Origin of the sequence: Emticicia sp. BO119 (assembly GCF_013912375.1) — a bacterium.
Taxonomy (GTDB): Bacteria; Bacteroidota; Bacteroidia; order Cytophagales; family Spirosomataceae; genus Emticicia.
This window is the reverse complement of sequence record NZ_JACETV010000007.1, coordinates 252,175-270,632: the sequence shown is the minus strand read 5'-3', so window position 1 is coordinate 270,632 and position 18,458 is coordinate 252,175. Positions and strand designations below refer to the sequence as shown.

7 protein-coding genes are annotated in these 18,458 nt (G+C 40.7%); 2 read left to right on the top strand and 5 right to left on the bottom strand.

Going from position 1 to position 18,458, the window contains the following annotated elements; translation table 11 throughout:
• Positions 1 to 13: 13 nt before the first annotated feature.
• Positions 14 to 634 carry a hypothetical protein gene (locus H1R81_RS21520; protein ID WP_181842805.1) on the top strand — a complete coding sequence of 207 codons (621 nt, stop codon included), beginning with the start codon at positions 14 to 16 and terminating at the stop codon, positions 632 to 634.
• Between the two features lie 37 nt (positions 635 to 671).
• Entirely contained in the window at positions 672 to 1,307 is a 636-nt protein-coding gene (locus H1R81_RS21515; protein WP_181842804.1) for an NUDIX hydrolase N-terminal domain-containing protein, read from the top strand.
• A gap of 49 nt (positions 1,308 to 1,356) precedes the next feature.
• Here H1R81_RS21515 and H1R81_RS21510 read toward each other — a convergent pair whose 3' ends face one another.
• The 5 genes from H1R81_RS21510 to H1R81_RS21490 all read right to left on the bottom strand — a co-directional run bounded on the left by H1R81_RS21510 (position 1,357) and on the right by H1R81_RS21490 (position 18,432).
• Entirely contained in the window at positions 1,357 to 7,203 is a 5,847-nt protein-coding gene (locus H1R81_RS21510) for a M36 family metallopeptidase (RefSeq protein WP_181842803.1), read from the bottom strand.
• Positions 7,204 to 7,609: 406 nt separating this feature from the next.
• A complete protein-coding gene (locus H1R81_RS21505) occupies positions 7,610 to 10,249 on the bottom strand; it encodes an FtsX-like permease family protein (RefSeq protein ID WP_220275283.1) in 2,640 nt (879 codons plus the stop codon).
• A 113-nt stretch (positions 10,250 to 10,362) separates the two neighbouring features.
• Positions 10,363 to 12,960 (bottom strand): ABC transporter permease, encoded by a 2,598-nt coding sequence (locus H1R81_RS21500; protein ID WP_220275282.1) that lies wholly within the window; start codon positions 12,958 to 12,960, stop codon positions 10,363 to 10,365.
• Positions 12,961 to 13,029: 69 nt separating this feature from the next.
• Positions 13,030 to 15,693 (bottom strand): ABC transporter permease, encoded by a 2,664-nt coding sequence (locus H1R81_RS21495; protein ID WP_181842802.1) that lies wholly within the window; start codon positions 15,691 to 15,693, stop codon positions 13,030 to 13,032.
• Positions 15,694 to 15,774: 81 nt separating this feature from the next.
• Complete coding sequence (locus H1R81_RS21490; RefSeq protein WP_220275281.1) at positions 15,775 to 18,432, bottom strand: ABC transporter permease; 2,658 nt, start codon at positions 18,430 to 18,432, stop codon at positions 15,775 to 15,777.
• Positions 18,433 to 18,458 lie beyond the last annotated feature (26 nt).

Sequence of the window (18,458 nt, the reverse complement as noted above, 5' to 3'; positions counted from 1 at the left end):
AATGTTTTGCTATATGAAAAAAGTTATTTCCTACATCTGCCTTGCCGGGTTATGCACTTTTCTTTTAAGTTGTGAGAATAAATCAAAATCTAAGGAAGATAAAGTGGTTGAAGATGCAGTTAAAGAAATTAAAGTGGTTGAAGATGCCAGCAGTTCTTCTTTCGGAAGCAGGTATAATTATGATGTCGTAAACGAGTTATATAAAGAATTACTTAAAGAAGACAAAGCCCTCACAGATTTAGAAGCAGGAACTAATGAACTGCTCGAGAAAAAAAAAGATACAGATGAATCTTTTAATCGTTATGATTCAAAAAGTCAAAATTATTATCATTCGGCTCAAAGTCATTTAAATTCTCTTCGTGATTCCGTTCTGAAACAAAAATACAGTAGCTTGATTTTGAAAAGTCAGGAAAAGTACAGCTATAAAGTAGCAGACCTTTTAAAAATTATTGCCAGCAGTAATCTGAAGACTTTACAAATTGAAGATTTAAGAAAGATTCTGAAACTGACAACCACTTTGGCATATATAGAAAAATATCAGGATAAAGCTAAGCCGGATAAAGAGCCCTTCAACGATATCAATAAAGAACTAAGAAATAAAGAGGCTGAAATTCAGAAAAAAATAATCAAATAATCTACCTACCTTCCAACCTGAAACTATTCAATAAAACATGAATCCCCTCAACTGGCTATCTGTTTCGCAACGCCTGCAAGCATTGGCTCAAACCGGATTAGCTTATACAGAAAGTGCGTATGATCGTGAGCGCTATGAAGAAATCAATGCTATTGCTCAGCATATTCTGGCACAACTAAGCAATGTAGATATTGAGCATATTGTTCAGCTTTTTCCTGATGAAATAGGCTACCGCACACCTAAAGTAGATATACGGGCAATTGTCTTTCGGGGTACTGATGAACTATTGATGGTACAGGAGAAAATAGATAATAATCGTTGGACAATCCCAGGAGGGTGGGCCGATATAGGTTATACCCCATTTGAAGTAGCCGAAAAAGAAGTAGGGGAAGAAACCGGACTCAAAGTAAAAGCCACAAGATTACTGGCGGTATTCGATAAAAAAATGCACCCCCACCCCTATCAACCCTGGTATGTCTATAAGTTTTTTATTCTATGCGAAGTAACAGGAGGTGAAATATTATCTCAAACCAACGAAACTTCAGGAGTTGCCTGGATAACTCAAAAAGAGTTATCTAATCTATCACTCTCTACTGATAGAGCAACCTATTCACAATTAGAGAAAATGTTTGAATTTCAGGCTAATCCGGATTTGCCAACTTTGTGTGATTGAAATATCGTGAAACATCGGGCATGCCAGTTAGAATACCCGATGTTCCTCACTAATTCCCCTGCGAACAGTCCTGTATTCGGGCCAAAAACACCTCATTCCCCCCTGCCAAAAACCCGGGCATCAGCATAATTGCCTGACCTGCAAAATAATTGGTACCCGTACTTATATCTGATGCACTCGTAATAGTTTGTGAAGCTTTATAAGTTCCGGCTGCCTGATTTCCAGCGGCATAAGTGAGGTTGGTATTCACAATAGCCAACATTGAAGCCCTCGAAGAAGCACAAGAACCCACAACACATGCTACATAATAAGTAGTAGTGGCCGAGATACTCGGCGTAGTAAATGTTCCTCCTTGCCCAATAGCCGTGCTTCCGGTAGCAGATGTGTACCAGTTAAGAGTGCCTCCATTACAACCCGTAGCAGTCAGACCTATAGTACCTGTGCCGCATCGGCTGGTATTAAGTGGCGTTGGAACATCAGGAACAGAATTAATGGTAGCAGTAATAGCTACTCTGCCAGAGACACAAGACCCCATTGTACAACTGATATAGTAAGTAGTAGTAGTTGAAATACCCGGCGTTGTATAACTTGTTCCTGCGGCAATAGAGGAGCCTCCACTATTAGCAGTGTACCAGTTAATTGTCCCACCTGCACAACCTGTCGCTGACAGGTTTATAGGTCCGGTTCCACAGCTACTACCATTATTTGGTATAGGAGCAACCGGATTCGGATTGATAGTAGCTATAACCGGAGCCCTTGCAGACATACAAGAACCAACGGTACAGCTTACATAGTAAGTAGTAGTAGTACTCAGATTTGGTGTAGTATAACTCCCCCCTGTAGTAAGTAAAGAGCCTGCACTAATAGCTGTGTACCAACTGATAGTGCCGCCCGTACAACCGGTAGCTGTAAGTCCTATACTTCCAGGCCCGCATCTGCTTCCATCGTTTAATGATGGTACATCAGGTGTGTGATTAATTGTTGCTATAACCGACACCCTTTCAGATGGGCACACACCCAAAGTACAACCTGCATAATAAGTAGTTGTGGTACTGAGGTTGGGTGTAGTATAGGTTGTTCCGGCTGCAATTGAAGATCCTCCGCTATTAGCTGTATACCAGTTAATCGTACCCCCTGAACAACCTGTTGCCGTAAGCGTTACAGTTCCTACGTCACATCTGCTGGCACCCGTCGGAACAGGCACACCAGGTAAAGGATTAATAGAGGCTATTGCAGGGATTCTGTTAGAAGGGCATGGCCCGAGCACACAGCTGGCATAATAGGTAGTAGTAGAATTAATACTTGGAGTAGAGAAACTCGTTCCGGTTGCAATAGCAGATCCCCCACTATTGGTTGTGTACCAGTTAATAGTACCCCCAGTACAACCAGAAGCTGTAAGTATTACTGTCCCGGCACCGCAACGACTATTACTGGTAGTAGTAGGTGTTCCCGGAATAGGATTTACTGTCGCTGTAATTGGTATTCTCTCAGAAGCACAATTTCCTACTGCACAACTTATATAATAAGTTACAGAGCTCGTGAGGCCAGCCGTAGTATAGCTTGTACCTACAGCTATGGCAAAACCACCACTTGAAGCTGTGTACCAGTATATATCACCATTGCTACAACCTGTAGTTGTAAGAGTTACAGTACCATTGCCGCAACGATTAACATTATTTGGTATCGGCGAATCTGGGGCAGGATTAACGGTAGCAACTACCGAAACTCTTGTAGAAGAACAAACCCCAAGTACACAAGCTACATAATAAGTTGTAGTAGCCGAAATAGCTGGCGTAGCATAACTTTCGCCAGTACCTACAACAACTCCTCCACTCACACCCGTAAACCAACTGAGTGTACCTCCTCCAGTTCCGGCACAACCTACAGCTGTGAGAGTTACAGAACCCGTACCACAACGAGCACCCCCAGAACCCGATGGGGCAGCCAGGCCGGCAGAAATGGTAGCAGTTACGGGCAATCTTCCATTTGACGGGCAACTATTAACTGTACAATTGATATAATAAGTAGTAGTAGTTGACAAACCTGGCGTAGCAAAACTCGTACCGGTAGCAATAGCCGAACCACCACTTACGGTTGTGTACCAACTAATTGTACCATTGGCACAACCGGTAGCTGTAAGCGTCACAGATCCTGGTCCACAACGCCCACCATTAACAGGTGTCGGGTTAGCTGGTGTTTGGGTAATGGTAGCCGTTACAGAAGCACGGACAGAAGTACAGGCATTAATTGTACAGCCCACATAATAAGTAGTGGTGGTTGATAAGGTTGGTGTCGTATAGCTCGTACCTGTAGCTATAACCGAGCCTCCACTCGCAGCTGTGTACCAGTTAATTATACCATTGGCACAACCAGTAGCCGTAAGTATTATGGAAGCATTCCCACAGCTGCTCCCACCTGATGTTGCTGGCGCTGTAGACGAAGTTATGGTAGCAGTTACAGGAATCCTGCCTGCTGCACAGCTACTTACCGAACAATTGACATAATAAGTAGTAGTGGTTGATAACGTTGGTGTCGTATAACTTGTACCTGTGGAAATAATCGAACCTCCACTAATTACCGTGTACCAGTTTACAGTGCCGCTGTTACAACCCGTTGCAGTCAATGTCAATATTCCTGCATCACAGCGGCTGGCTCCTGTAACTATCGGAGACTCGCCCGGTAGTAGAGTAATAGTGGCTACACCTGAATTTTGCTCATAACAAGCCCCACTTTTTACCACAGCTCTGAACTGCGTAGTCTGAACGATGTTTGAATAAACAAGCGTGGTAGTGGTATCATTAATTATAGTAATATCATTAAAATTATTAGTCGAAGACTCCCATCTGATAACTGAGCCAACATGGCCGCTTAGTGTAATTGTACCAGAATTATTACTTCCACAAACTGTTGTACTTCCTTCAAGGTTTCCTCCCATTGTATAAGGGTTGATTGTAAAGGTTGTCTGGGTACGGCAGGTTGAACCCGTTGAACCTGCATAAAATACGGTTGTAGCAGGAGTAGCTGTATTCGGGACTCCTGAGTCTAATACACCTACAGGATTAAATATATTACCTGTTGCAATAGGGCTTCCTCCCGAGCTACTTGTAAACCATTGGGTAAGTCCACCAAAAACAGGCATAGTAGCGGCAACTCTGTATGTTCCGGTATATCCGGTAACATAGGTTGAGCCTACAAGTATATAAGTAGTTCCGGCTACAACCGGATATTCTATACTGGCATACCACCCATAACCACTGTCATCATCTCCCATCAGAAAGTTGTTAGCAGGATTGTTCGGATCAAAAGAATGTTGATAGAGCGACAGATAATTATCATCAGAGCCATTGGTCAGGATAGCTTCTATTGTTTCAAATGTTACATAACCAGATACCGTTGGTGTGAAAGTATGAGTCTGATAATACACAGAAGCAGCCGGATAATAGGTCGTTGTACGATTTCCATAGCCCCGTACATATGTAGGAGAATTAGAAGTCAGCGTTCCGTTAACTACATCCGTAGCCGGACTCGAAATCATAACCAACCCCTCTCCCTGCGGTACCACCCCATCCTGGCATACTGAATAAGCACTTACTTCTGCTATGGGTGATGGATTAACCGTTACTGACACATCCTGTGAACCCGGACATAAACTTGGCGTCAGATAGAACCTATAAACAACAGTAATAGGTACACTTGTTGTATTGACTAAAGTCTCGTTAACAGTGGCAGTACTACCACTTGCAGCAGCATTACTGATTCCGGCTACCGCTGCGCGTGTCCAGTTAAAAGTAGTTGCACCACCTGCTGAGGTAGTAGCATTGTATGTCAGCGGACTACCAGAGCATACAGTAACATTTAATGGAGAGGTCAATGGTCTGTCAGTAGCCGGGGTAAAATCTTCTATCACGTAAGTATCATCAGAACTTCCTCCTGTAGAGGCATTTAAACCTAAACCACGTCGGGCAAATGCTTTCCAGATAGCACATCTATAGCGGCCATTGAATAATAACTGGTCTGCTTCAAGGATAGCATTACGTGCATCTATAAAACTCGGGCTACAGGATTGAAGCCGTAGACCTTCATTTACTAATTTAAAAGCCGCCGCATTTCCTACCAGCTCGGTTGTATTATAAATATTATTCACAATGCGGTTATCCTGCATAATTATTTCCCAGGTCATATCCCACAACATGGTTGCCCAGATAGAACCTACTCCATGCGGAACAGCATAGGTCGCCACCTTTCCATAAGTTACCGGAGCGTTGATGTTAGCCATATCATAAGAATAACGATACGGCCGAATACCATCTCCGTTTGTTGGTTCTGTTAATACATAGGTACCAATGCCTCTCGGGATATTGGCACTTGCCAGACTTGGGGTCAGTAAAGACCAGTCTGTTGTAAGCATCAGTCCTAAATAATCGCTCCAGCCTTCTCCACCTTGTTCGTCATTCCAGAGACAATCTACATTAGTTGGACCACCAGTTAACCTGATTGACCACCCATGCCCATACTCATGAGCAATTACGGCATTATCAAAGTCTGAATCAGGCTGATATTGCGGATTACCTCCGGTACTCCACAGAAACATCTGCATACGTGGATTAGCCCCATCGCTTGGCGTATAAAAATTGGCATTATCAGAACCCGATCCGTCCTGGGCATCGGCATAAACAAAGTCATTACCGTTTCCTCCTCTGCTCATATTATTCTGTTGAAAATTTCCTGCCGATTCATCAAAACCATATTTCCATAATACATCATGAATCAGGTTATTCCAGTAAAAAAGGTTAGTTATGGCTGCATTCTGGTTTGCTGTTGAGGTGCCCGGCCCTTGTGTATAGGAATAGTCAAATTCTAAAGTAGGCGAATCCGGGCTTGCACCTATAGTACCTTCATTATCCGCATTTCTGTCCTCTTTTGCCCAGACATTGTTACCTCTGGTAGTGGTATAGCTGCTATTATCCGCCGTGTGGTGCCACCCGTTAGTATTCCCTGGGCCTGTACCCGAAGTTGTAAACTTGGTATAAGGGTTTGTTACAATTGTTCTGCTCCCATGATTCGGACTTTCCAAAGGATAATCAAAGACATTGTAACTATTAGGTGCTACAGAAATAGGCACTATTGTTTCTCTCGTATGCTCCCGTGCAATATCTTCATTCGGAAAATGTGTATGTGCACGCCCTCCGAAATTACAACGAATAATCTTGTCTGTAGTCTTTAAAACTTCTCCTGAAACAGCATCAAGTTGTACACTCCAGGCATTTTTATGGTCTTTAGACAGTATTCTGACATCCCACGAAAGTTTTATCTTCGGAATATCCCTCTTCCCTTCATTATTAGTAGTATTGTAAGGCAACCAATAGAGTTTTATCTCAATGTTTTCATCTGATAAATCAGCATTAGTATATATCGCTTTACCTATTTGTCCGTTTGGCAAAGGGACATTACTTATTTCACGACTATTAAGCGGATTATGCGTAAGATTCAGACTTTGTGCAGCTTTTGTCAGTGCACCAAGAGGGCTTAAAAGAATGCCGGATGAATCTCTTTGAATTCTTGCTGCAATATTAGCTACAAAATTATTGGCTATATGAGCAACATTATCGTTCACAATGGTTGCATTCAGCAACCCATTATGAACGTCTATTGATTGATATGTCTGATTAAAATATACATGATACCAGCCTGTGGTAGGCGAAAGATAAGCACTTGAAATACTCATCTCGTCAATATCTTTAACCGATAATTGATATTTGTCAGCATTGGCTCTCAGGTAAGTCTTTATTTTTTCTGCTTCTTTCTGGGCATGAAGTGTAATAGATAAAGTCAGAGCAAATAACAGCAGGCAGCATTTTTTATAAATACTGTTTTCAGAAAATAGATGTTTAGTCATAAAAAGTTAAAAATGTTATAGAACATAAGTCATCAGCACTTCTCTAATAATCGGTCAGCTCTTAGTAAAGGTTAATCAACTAATTAAACCTGAAAAAAGGCCATACAGTAAGAAAAACAGTTTTTGAAATAAATAGTGAGGAATTTCTCACAGCAAAACAGAGAAACGATAAAATGTAGGTTCTTTTATCGAATAAAAAATAATCAACATACTTGAAAAGTTTGTAATAGTATAGTCAGATAAGTAACAAATTTAGTCAATTGGCATTTGTGGGTGAATAATACGGCAAAAATATGAAAAAAACAATTTTTTATTATGTAGGTATAAGTTGTTTTAAAATAAAATTGGAGAAAACGACATATTATATCATTCTCTCCAATTAATAAAAAGCAATCATTTTACTAAACTACTCAATCTTCAAACTCTTAATCGGATTCAGCAAGGCCGCCTTGATACTCTGGAAACTAACAGTCAGAATAGCAATAATAATAGATGATAAACCTGCTGCGGCAAACATCCACCATTGTATATCTATGGCATAGGCAAATTCTTCCAGCCATTGAGTCATGACCCACCAACCTAACGGAAAGGCTACAACAGTTGCAATCACTACCAGCCAGAGAAAATCTTTAGATAGTAGAATTACCACCCCCGATATCGAAGCTCCCAGAGTTTTGCGGATGCCAATCTCTTTGGTACGTAATCGCGCTACATAAGCAGACAGCCCAAACAAGCCTAAACAGGAAATAAAGATAGCGAAAACTGCAAAAACCTTCATGATATTGCTTATACGTTGTTCAGAGTCATAAAGGTGCATCATTTTTTCATCTAAAAACGAATAGCTGAATAAACTATTAGGTGAAACACCAGCTACTGTATTTTTTGCCTCTTGTATTGTTTCAGTCAGGTTATCCCCTTTTATTTTTATCAGAAGATAGGTAGTTTCTTGCGGAATATTTACAATTACCAATGGCTCGATAGCATCATGAAGAGAGGCATAATGGAAGTCTTTTGTAATGCCAACTATCGCACCTGGTTTATCCCAGAAAACCATTTTCTCACCAATAGGGTTTTTAATTTTCAAGGCTTTCACTGCTGCTTCATTAATAATAAAGGCAGGCGCAGCTCCTTCGGCTTTGGGCAGAAAATTTCGTCCTGACTTTAAATCGATTTTCAGCGACGGTAATAAATTTTCGTCACCAAATACCAAACGCATTTGTATATCTTCTTCAGGCGCTCCCTCCAGGCTGACTCTGTCCATACCTATTCTATCACCCGGCAAGCTGGAAGTTAACCCTACTTGTGTTATCGAGGTATTTCTCAATAATTCATTTTTAATAGTACTCACTTTATCCCGTAAATCACCATAAAGTTTAACAGCCACCACTTGTTCCTGCTCAAAACCCAATTTCTTGGTCTGGAAAAACTTCATTTGCTGATATACTACAATCGTACTGAATATCATAAATACTGATACGACAAACTGAAAAACAATAAGTCCTTTTCGGACGAAGATAACAGATGAACCCACCATTTTTTTTCCTTTCAGGGATTTTATAGGTTCAAAGTTCGAAATAAACCAGGCAGGATACATACCCGCCACAAGGCTGATAAAAACTATAATACCCAGCATAGTTAGCATACTATCAGGTGTAAATAATGTCTGAAACGAAAGGGTTTTACCTGTCAGATCATTATAGGAAGGTAATACAAGCACGAAAATCAGCAATGCAATTACTGCTGCAATAAGTGTCATCAAAGTAGATTCTCCTAAGAATTGCTTGATCAACTCCAGTTTCCGTGCGCCTAATACTTTTCTGACACCCACTTCTTTCATACGGTTGAACGCCTGTGCTGTAGCCATATTGATAAAATTAACCGAAGCCACCAGTAAAATAAGCACCGCTACTACCGAGAAAATATAGACATAGAGTATATCGCTATTAGCACTCATTTCTTTCTCAAAATGCGAATGCAAGTGAATATCAGTAATCGGTTGCAGATACATTTTCCGGCTTTTCAGAATCTCTTCACGTTTTTCTCCATTGGCTTCGTAATACTTAATCATAAAGGCAGGCAATTTCGCTTCTGCACTCAATCTGGTTACATTTTTGTTCAATACCACAAAGTTGTAAAACCCTGACCAGGTTCTATTGCTCAATCTTTGCTGATTTTCAGGCACATATACGGTTGACATTGAAATAAGATAATCGAAGGCCAGATGTGTAGGAAATGCGAAATTCTCAATGACACCCGTTACCGTTAATGGTCGTTTGTCCAGATCGTCCTGCAAGAATTTGCCGATTGGGTCTTCATTGCCGAAGTACTTATTGGCCATATCTTCTGTAAGAACGATGGCATTCATCTGGGCTAATGCGGTTTTAGGATTACCCTTGATGAAAGGCAAATCGAAAACTTCTGTTACAGTTGAATCGGCATAAAAACCACGTTTTTCTTCAAATTGTTTTACGTCGCTGGTAGAAGATGCTTTATAACTAAAAACACGGTCGGGATAAGGTCGGTTAAACCGGGCAATAGTCTGAATAGCCGGAATTTCTTTTTGCATTTCAATAGCTAAAACCGGAGAAGTAGCAGTCCAGCGTCGGTTAGTTTCGCCGATGTTTTCCATATTAATCCGGTAAATGCGGTCGGCGCTTGTGAAGCCTTTGTCATAACTTAATTCGTCTTTAACATGCAACAGAATCAGCAGCACACAGGCCAGACCAAGTGCCAGACCCAAGATGGTTAATGAGCTATTCAGGCGATCCTTTAATAGCGTACGAAAAGCGATTTTGAAATAATTTCTGAACATAGTAATAGCTAAATTTGAGGTTTCATAATATTCTCTTTTTTTCCGGCGCCTCACAAAAGGCGGCAGAACGGTAAGCACACTAAACCCATAGCGCAGGTCAGCCCTGAACTTCCCTGACTTTTGCAACCAAAAGGCATACATTTCTTCCAAATCTCCCTCTACCTCCTCCAAAGTGTCTTCGGGGTGGAATCGGGAGAGGAGGTTATTTGCCCATTTGGGTGGAGAGTTTTTCATTATAATTTGTTTCTGTCTTGAACTTTGATTTAACTGATTCTTGATTATTCAATTGAATCACATAAATCATTTAATCAGCTAAATCATAGTTCAAGATTAATCACAGTTCATACTTATTCATTTTTCAAAGACTTCACCGGATTCATCAAAGCGGCTTTTATGCTTTGGTAACTTACTGTCATCAGGGCAATGCCTATAGCTAATGACCCTGCGACTACAAAGATCCACCAGGATAGTGTTGTCTTGTAAGCAAAGGTATCGAGCCATTCAGATACCGCCCACCAAGCTAAAGGGGTAATGATGATGAGTGCTATCACGATCAGTCTCAGAAAATCGGTTGACAACATGGCTACAATACTGCTTACACTTGCGCCTAATACTTTACGGACACTTATTTCTTTCTTACGCTGTTCAGCTGTAAAAGCCGCAAGTGCAAACAAGCCTAAGCAGGAAATAAAAATGGCCAGCATACCGAAATAATTGACTAAAATATTGACCTGCTGCTCTGCTTTATAAAGATTCCCGTAGGCCTCATCAACGAAATGATAGGTAAAAGGGTAGTTTGGATTAAACTGCTTTGTTAGTTTTTCTAATTCAGCAATAACCTGTTCGGTTTGTCCGGCATGAGTTTTAATTAATAGGTAATTGGTTCCTGCCGGATTAAAACACAGGACTAAAGGCATAATTTGCTGGTGAAGTGAATTGATATGAAAGTCTTTCATTAAACCAATAATGGGTCCTTTACCCTGCCAGAATTTCACTTCTTTACCTACCGGAGATTCCATATTCATCATCTTCGCGGCTGCTTCATTGATGATATAGCTATTTGAATCTACTTGACTATTAGTCCGGAAATCCCGTCCCTCAATCAATTGAATGTTCATGGTTCGGATGAAATCCCCACCTACTTGCATGGCAGCTACATTACTTGGTTGTTTGGGTTCTCTGCCCTGCCAATCCAAATCTCCTGAGGTACCTTGTATATCTACAGGTAATGAACTGGTCATAGTTACTGATGCCACCCCTCGTTGGCGCATCACTTCATCCCGAAAGGCTTCTACTTTGGTTGATTGTGCAATTTCACCTTCTAATGGTACATACAATACATTCTCCCTATTAATACCTAAGTTCGTTGTTTTTAGATAATTCATCTGCCGACCTACCACCAGCATACCTACAATTAAAAAAATGGAAAGTGCAAACTGAAATACAACCAGTATGCGACGGAAGTAGGCCGGACCAACCCCAGACTGCAAGTGTCCCTTTAAGATTCTGACAGGTCGAAGTCCTGATAAAAAAAGAGCAGGATAACTGCCCGATACAAGCCCTGTAATCAGCACTACACTTCCCAACATCAACCATAGATTTTTGTCAGTTAAATTGATAGATAATTGCTTATCAAAAACGCTATTGAAGGTTGGTAAGACAGTCCAGACAAAACCTAATGCCACAATAGCGGCAAGAACACTAATGAGTATAGACTCACTCAGGAATTGGCCAATTATTGAAGAGCGCAAAGCTCCTACCACTTTTCGCACACCTACCTCTTTCGCCCGAAGGGCCGACCGGGCTGTAGTTAAATTTATAAAATTGATGCAGGCCACCAATAGAATAAACAATGCGACCAAAGAAAAAATACGAACATATTCAATCCGTCCGGCGACTCCTTTGCCATTTTTGTATTCTCCATAAAGATATACGTCTGTAATCGACTGAAGAACAGGCCAGCCTGCATCATCCTCATCTTTGGTATAGCGACGGAACAGGTTTTTCATGGAAGCCTCTGCTTCCGTAGCTGTGGTATTAGGTTGAAGTCTAACAAATGTTTTAAACATGGTATTGCCCCAACTTTTCATCCAGGGCTGCTCAATATTACTGAAGTTGACAACCCAGTCGAAAGTAAGTGTTGAAGTAGTAGGCAGGTCATCAATAACAGCCCCGATAGTATAGAACTTCTGGTTATCTAATTGAAGTTTTTTTCCGATGGCTTGACCGAGAGCAAAATACTTCTTAGCCATTTTGCGCGTAATCACAATCTGGTTAGGATTCATCAGTGCTGTTTTGGGGTCTCCCGTAATAGTGGGTAATAAAAACACTTTAAAGAAATCAGCAGAGGCATAATATCCTTTTTCTTTGGCTGATGTCTCCCCCACTTTTACAAGTAATTGTTCAGGCTCATAAGTAATTTTCGTAACTGCCTTCACCTGAAGAATATCCTGTGCAATTACCTCCTGCAAGGGGCTGGGAGTAGCAGGGCCTGTAACAATCTCTCCATTTGCAAGCCCATAATTGACCCTTACTAAATATACATTGTCGGCATCTGACATAAACTGATTATAACTGACCTCATCCTGCACCCACATGCCTATAATTAAAGCACAGGCTATGCCTAAGGAAAGACCTAAAATATTAATTCCTGAATAAAGCTTTTGTTTCGACAGGTTCCGAAAGGCAATTTTGAAATAGTTTCGTAACATAGCAATATCTAAGGTTGAAGGTTGATTATATTCTCTTTTCTTCCGACGCCTAACAAAAGGTGGCAAAACCGTAAGCACGCTAAAACAGTAGCGCACATCTGCCAGGAACACCCCCGAATTCTGCACCCAATAGTCATATAGTTCTTCCATATCACCCTCTACCTCTTCTAAAGTATCTTCAGGATGGAAGCGGGTAAGCAGGTATCTTGCCCATTTGGGAGGAGTTTGGTTCATAGTTTTATTTAGTGATTGAGCGATTTAGTGATTAAAAAAATAAAGAATTCTAATCATTCATTCACTAAATCACTCAATTTTTAAACTTTTTATTGGGTCAATCATTGCTGCTTTGATGGCTTGGAAACTTACGGTGATAGCGGCAACTAATAAGACCAGAGCCAATGGCGCCATGAACATCCACCATGCAAAACTGATACGGTAGGCAAAATCCTCTAACCATTGGCTCATTAGATAGCCCGCTACAGGTAAGGCTATGCAAGACGCAAAAACTACCAATGTCAGAAAATCCTTTGACAGCAATAGCACAATACTATTGACTGATGCTCCTAATACTTTTCGGATACCAATCTCTTTTGTTTTCTGAGAGGTTGTGTACGAAATCAAACCATAGAGACCCATGCAGGCAATAATGAGTGACAAGAGTGAAAAATACAGAATGATGGATGAGAAGCGTTCACTCGCTACATACTGCTCTTTAATTATCGTATCCACAAAATCATAATCAAACATTACCACCGGAAAATGCTTTTTCCATGCCGCTTTAACTACTGATACTCCCTGACTCAGGTTTTGTCCGTTGAGCTTAACCGTAACCTTTGAGAAGTATCCCTCCTTTGGAAAAATGGCTAAAGGCATCAATGTTTGTTGCAGGCTATTAAAGTGGAAATCTTTGGTTACTCCGATAACCATTCCTGCCTGATTATCCATCATAAAGGGCTTCCCGATAGCATCTTCGGGGCTATGCCAACCTGCTTTTTTTACGGCACTCTCATTAAGAATTACTTTCCTGATAGTATCTTTTCCAGCATTGATACCGAAATTTTTTCCAGCTATCAGTTTGACTCCATATACCGACAGATAATCTGCATCGACCAGAATCTTTGCAGTATTTATCTCTACTTTTTTCCCTTTCGCATCAATAGTCTCGGCAGGGCCGGCATCAATGCCATTCATAATACCAGATCTGAAAGTGGTTATACCTCCGATAAGAGGGCTGCTTGCCAATTCGTTTTTAAAAGCTTCAAAACCACTTACTACGTCCGCATTTCCGTTTAATCTTAAAAAGAGTAGTGCGTCTTTGTTATAGCCTAAATCCTTGTTTTTAATGTAGCTCATTTGTGCATACATAATCACAATACTTGTTACCAGAAGCAGCGTAATTACAAATTGAGACATTACTAAAGATTTGCGTAACATAACGCCCTTAGCACTTGATTTGAACGAGCCTTTAAGCACAACAGCAGGTTTAAATGTGGATAGCACAAAAGCAGGATAAATTCCGGCCAAAATGCCTAAGAAAACACTAACTCCGACAAGGAATAACAACAATAATGGAGACGAAAACAAGGATACATCTTTGCCCGATAGCTGATAGAAAAAAGGCTGTATAAACAATGATAATAAACAAGCCATGCCTAAAGCTAACAAAGTAAACAGAATCGACTCAGCTAAATAGTGTAGTATCAACTGCGTTTTTACTGCGCCAATTACTTTTTTTACACTAATTTCTTTAGCCCGTCCAGCCGAACGGGCCGTAGCCAGATTAGTATAATTAATAGCAGCCAACAATAAGATAAAAATACCTATCGATAAGAAAATATATACCTTATTAATATCACCATTTACTCGTGTTTCACGTTCTAAATGTGATTTCAGGTGTATATCTTTTAAAGCCTGTAAATGATAAGTATAGGAAGCCTGTGATGCATTTGATTTACCACCAACCTGCTTCTGGTAGAAATTGCTGATTTTATCAGAAAGTACCTCGTAATCAACACCTTTTTTAAGTAATAAATACGTAAAGAAGCGATTTTCCCTCCATCCCTCTGCAGTTAATAAGTTAGGGCGGGCAGCTTCGATAGTCTTGAAAGAGCTAATCATAGAAAAAGTGAAGTGCGCATTCTGCGGTGGGTCAGCCACAATCCCTGTGATGGTATAATCAGCTCCTCGTCCTGTGCTGTCATACATAAAGATTTTCAGCGCCTTTCCTATCGGGTCAGTACTGCCGAAATATTTTTTAGCTGCCATTTCTGTTAACAATAGTGTATAAGGCTCTTTTAAAATAGTAGCTGCATTCCCTCTGACAAGTCGATAATTAAAGACCTGAAAAAACGAAGGGTCAGCCAAAAGAATATACGGTTCAATTGTTTGTTTATCATCATGCTGTACAATTTCTCCCCTTATATCCATTCGGACGGTATTCTCAACTTCGGCATAGTTTTGTTGAAGTGCTTTTGCGACAGGCAAGCCCGATCTGGCCAATTGTGATACATTGGTTTCACTTTTTTCGGTGGTTGTTATCCTTACAATCCTGTCATAATTCGTATGAAAGGTGTCATAACTTAATTCATCACTCACCCAAAGGGCAATAAAAGTAAAACAGGTTAGCCCGGCGGATAATCCGAAAATATTCAGAAAAGCATAGGTCTTCTCTCTGGCAATTCTTCTCCCGAATTGTTTCAGATTACTCTTCAATAATGAGGTTGATAAAAAATCACTTAACATATTCATCAGGGTTTGTGTATGATTCTGTTTTTTACGACGACGCACAAAAGGAGGCAGTACAGTCAGCACGTTTAAGCTATATCGTATATCTGCCCAAAACTCCCCATATTTTTTACACCAATAGGCATAAAACTCCTCCAGATCACCCTCCACCTCCTCCAGAGTATCTTCGGGGTGAAATCGGGTGAGTAGGTTATTTGCCCATTTGGGGGGTGATTGGTTCATGTATTTTTATTTTTGCACAGGGCAGAGGGCATGGAGCAGAGGGAAATTTCTACCCCATTCCCTCGGCCCCATGCCCCATGCTCACTCATTTTTTAAAGACTTCACCGGGTTCATCAAAGCGGCTTTGATGCTTTGAAAGCCAATTGTCAGAATTGCAATACCATTGGTCAGCAAACCTGAAAGGGCAAAAAACCACCATTCCATTTCAATTTTGTAGGCGAAATTCGCCAGCCAAAGGTTCATGGCATACCAGGCTATTGGTGAGGCAATCAGAACTGCCAATGAGATTAGTTTTAAGAAATCTTTTGACAATAGCCCAAGAATGCTTAGTACTGAGGCTCCCAGTACTTTACGGATACCGATTTCTTTTGTACGATTGACTACCGCTAAAGCAGTGAGACCAAACAGACCGAGACAGGCGAGAAAAACCGAAATACCAGCCGCCCAGGTTATTACACTACTCCATCGGGCTTCTGATTGATATACCCGGTTCAGGTCTTCGTCCAGAAAACTATATCTGAACGGAAAATCAGGTACAACTTTTTTCCAACTCGCCTCTATTGCTGTCAATGCTTTTGTAGGGTCACCGGAGGTAATTCTGACAAAATATTTATATGGCTGCCCCTCATTAAACTGACGAAAAATCTGCGGAGCAATCTTTACTTTTAAGGACTGATAATTAAAATCCTTTACCACTCCGATAACTACCGGATTGAAGTCTTTTTTATAACCTTTTATCTGCTGGCCTACTGCATTGTTTATATTCCACCCAAACTCATGCATCATAGCCTCATTAATGATAATTCCATCTACCTTGTCTGAAGCAATAGTTGGGTTGAAATTCCTACCTGCTTTCAGTTGCATACCCATCACCCTTAAATAATCAGTATCAATAAAAAATTCATTGATTTTTGTAGGCCTTCCGTTTACTTCCACTTCTGTATTACTATGCGACAATCCTCCCAATCTCTGGTCAGAACCACTAATACCAACGATGGCAGGTTGTGTAATTATCTGTTCTCTAAAAAAAGGATATATTTCCTTTGGCCAGGTACCATCAGCATTTACAACTACAATATTTTCTTTATTAAAGCCCGGATTTCTGGATTTTATATAATTGAGTTGCCGGAGTATAATAAATGTGGCAATGATGAGAACAGCCGATAATGTAAATTGAACGGTAACCAGCGATTTTGAAAAAATGTTTGTTCCTCCCAATTTTACCTTTGCTTTCAGAGCATCAACTGCCTTGAATCTTGAAAGAACCCAGGCAGGATAGCTTCCGGCCACTATGCCTACAAGCAATATCAAGCCAACCATTAACCAGGCTAATTGAGGGAATTGGATAAAAGAAAGATGAAGTTCTCTCTCTGATAACTTGCTTAAAATGGGTAATCCTATCCATAAAAGCAGCAAACCTAAAACCGCTGAAAGAATAGTAAGCAACAATGCCTCAGTCAGAAACTGGATCTGAAGCGCGCCTTTATTGCTACCCATTGCTTTGCGTACACCCACTTCTTTTGACCGATAAATAGCCCGACCGATAGCTAAAGTAGTAAAGTTGATGCAGGAAATCAGCAGAATACCTGCGGCAATACTTAGAAGAATCCAGACTATTTTAGAATCTATGGCTGCTACCTGAGTCCCTTTTAAGCGGGTATCGAAATGGATAGCGGATATTGGCTGCAAGCCGTAGGTTTTAGATAGCCCTGCTCCCGACCAGCCTTTTTTTCTAGTTTCTTCCTCTGTTTCAGCATTATATTTCTTATAAAAGTCGCCTAATTTCTTTTCAATCGTCGCAGGCGAATAGTTCTGCTCTAATTGTACATAGGTGGCACTTGATGAATAACGCCAATCATTTACCTGACCCTTGCCATCAGAAGTAACTGTAGTTAAAAACTTAAAATTGCCTAACATCTCAAAACTAATGCTCGAATTGGATGGTATGTTTTCAACGATAGCTGATACGACAAATGGCTCATATTTATCCTGTACTTTCACTTCAATTGTTTTACCCAGCACATCTGTTCTTCCCCATATTTTGTTGGCTGTTTCTTCAGTCAGCACTACGCTATATAAATCACTTAAGGCCGATTGGGCATTGCCTTGCAAGAATCTGAATGAGAAGACAGAAAAAAACTGTGGGTCTGTAAAGGATATTTTCCCTTGGGTTACCTCGTCATCCGCTTTAACAAAACTCATCCGCCAGGCATCTCTGATACGTACATACTCTTTCACACCGGATAAATCCTGTTTCATGGCCGGGCCAAGAGGCATGGGATGCGCCGTTTCTCCTGCATTGCTCCAATTATCCCATTGATACACCCGATAAATGTTTGGGGCATTGGCATGAAAACGGTCAAAGCTAAATTCTGTTAAAGCATACAACAGAAAAAAGGCAAAACAGAAAATACCCATTGAAAGACCCGAAATATTGATAAGGGTCAATCTTTTTTGTTTCACCAGATTGCGTAGTCCAATTTTGAAATAGTTTCTTAGCATAGCATAATGCAGAGTTGAAGGTTCGTAATAGCTTTCTTTTTTCGATCGTTTACGCACAAAAGGAGGCAATACTGTTATGACATTCAAGGCATAGCGTATATCTGCCCAAAACTCTCCGTATCTCTCATGCCAACAGGCATAAAATTCCTCCAAATCACCTTCTACCTCCTCTAAAGTATCTTCGGGGTGGAAGCGGGTGAGTAGGTATTTTATCCATTTTGGGGGTGTTGGGTTCATGGGTGCTGTTTTTGCATGGGGCAGGG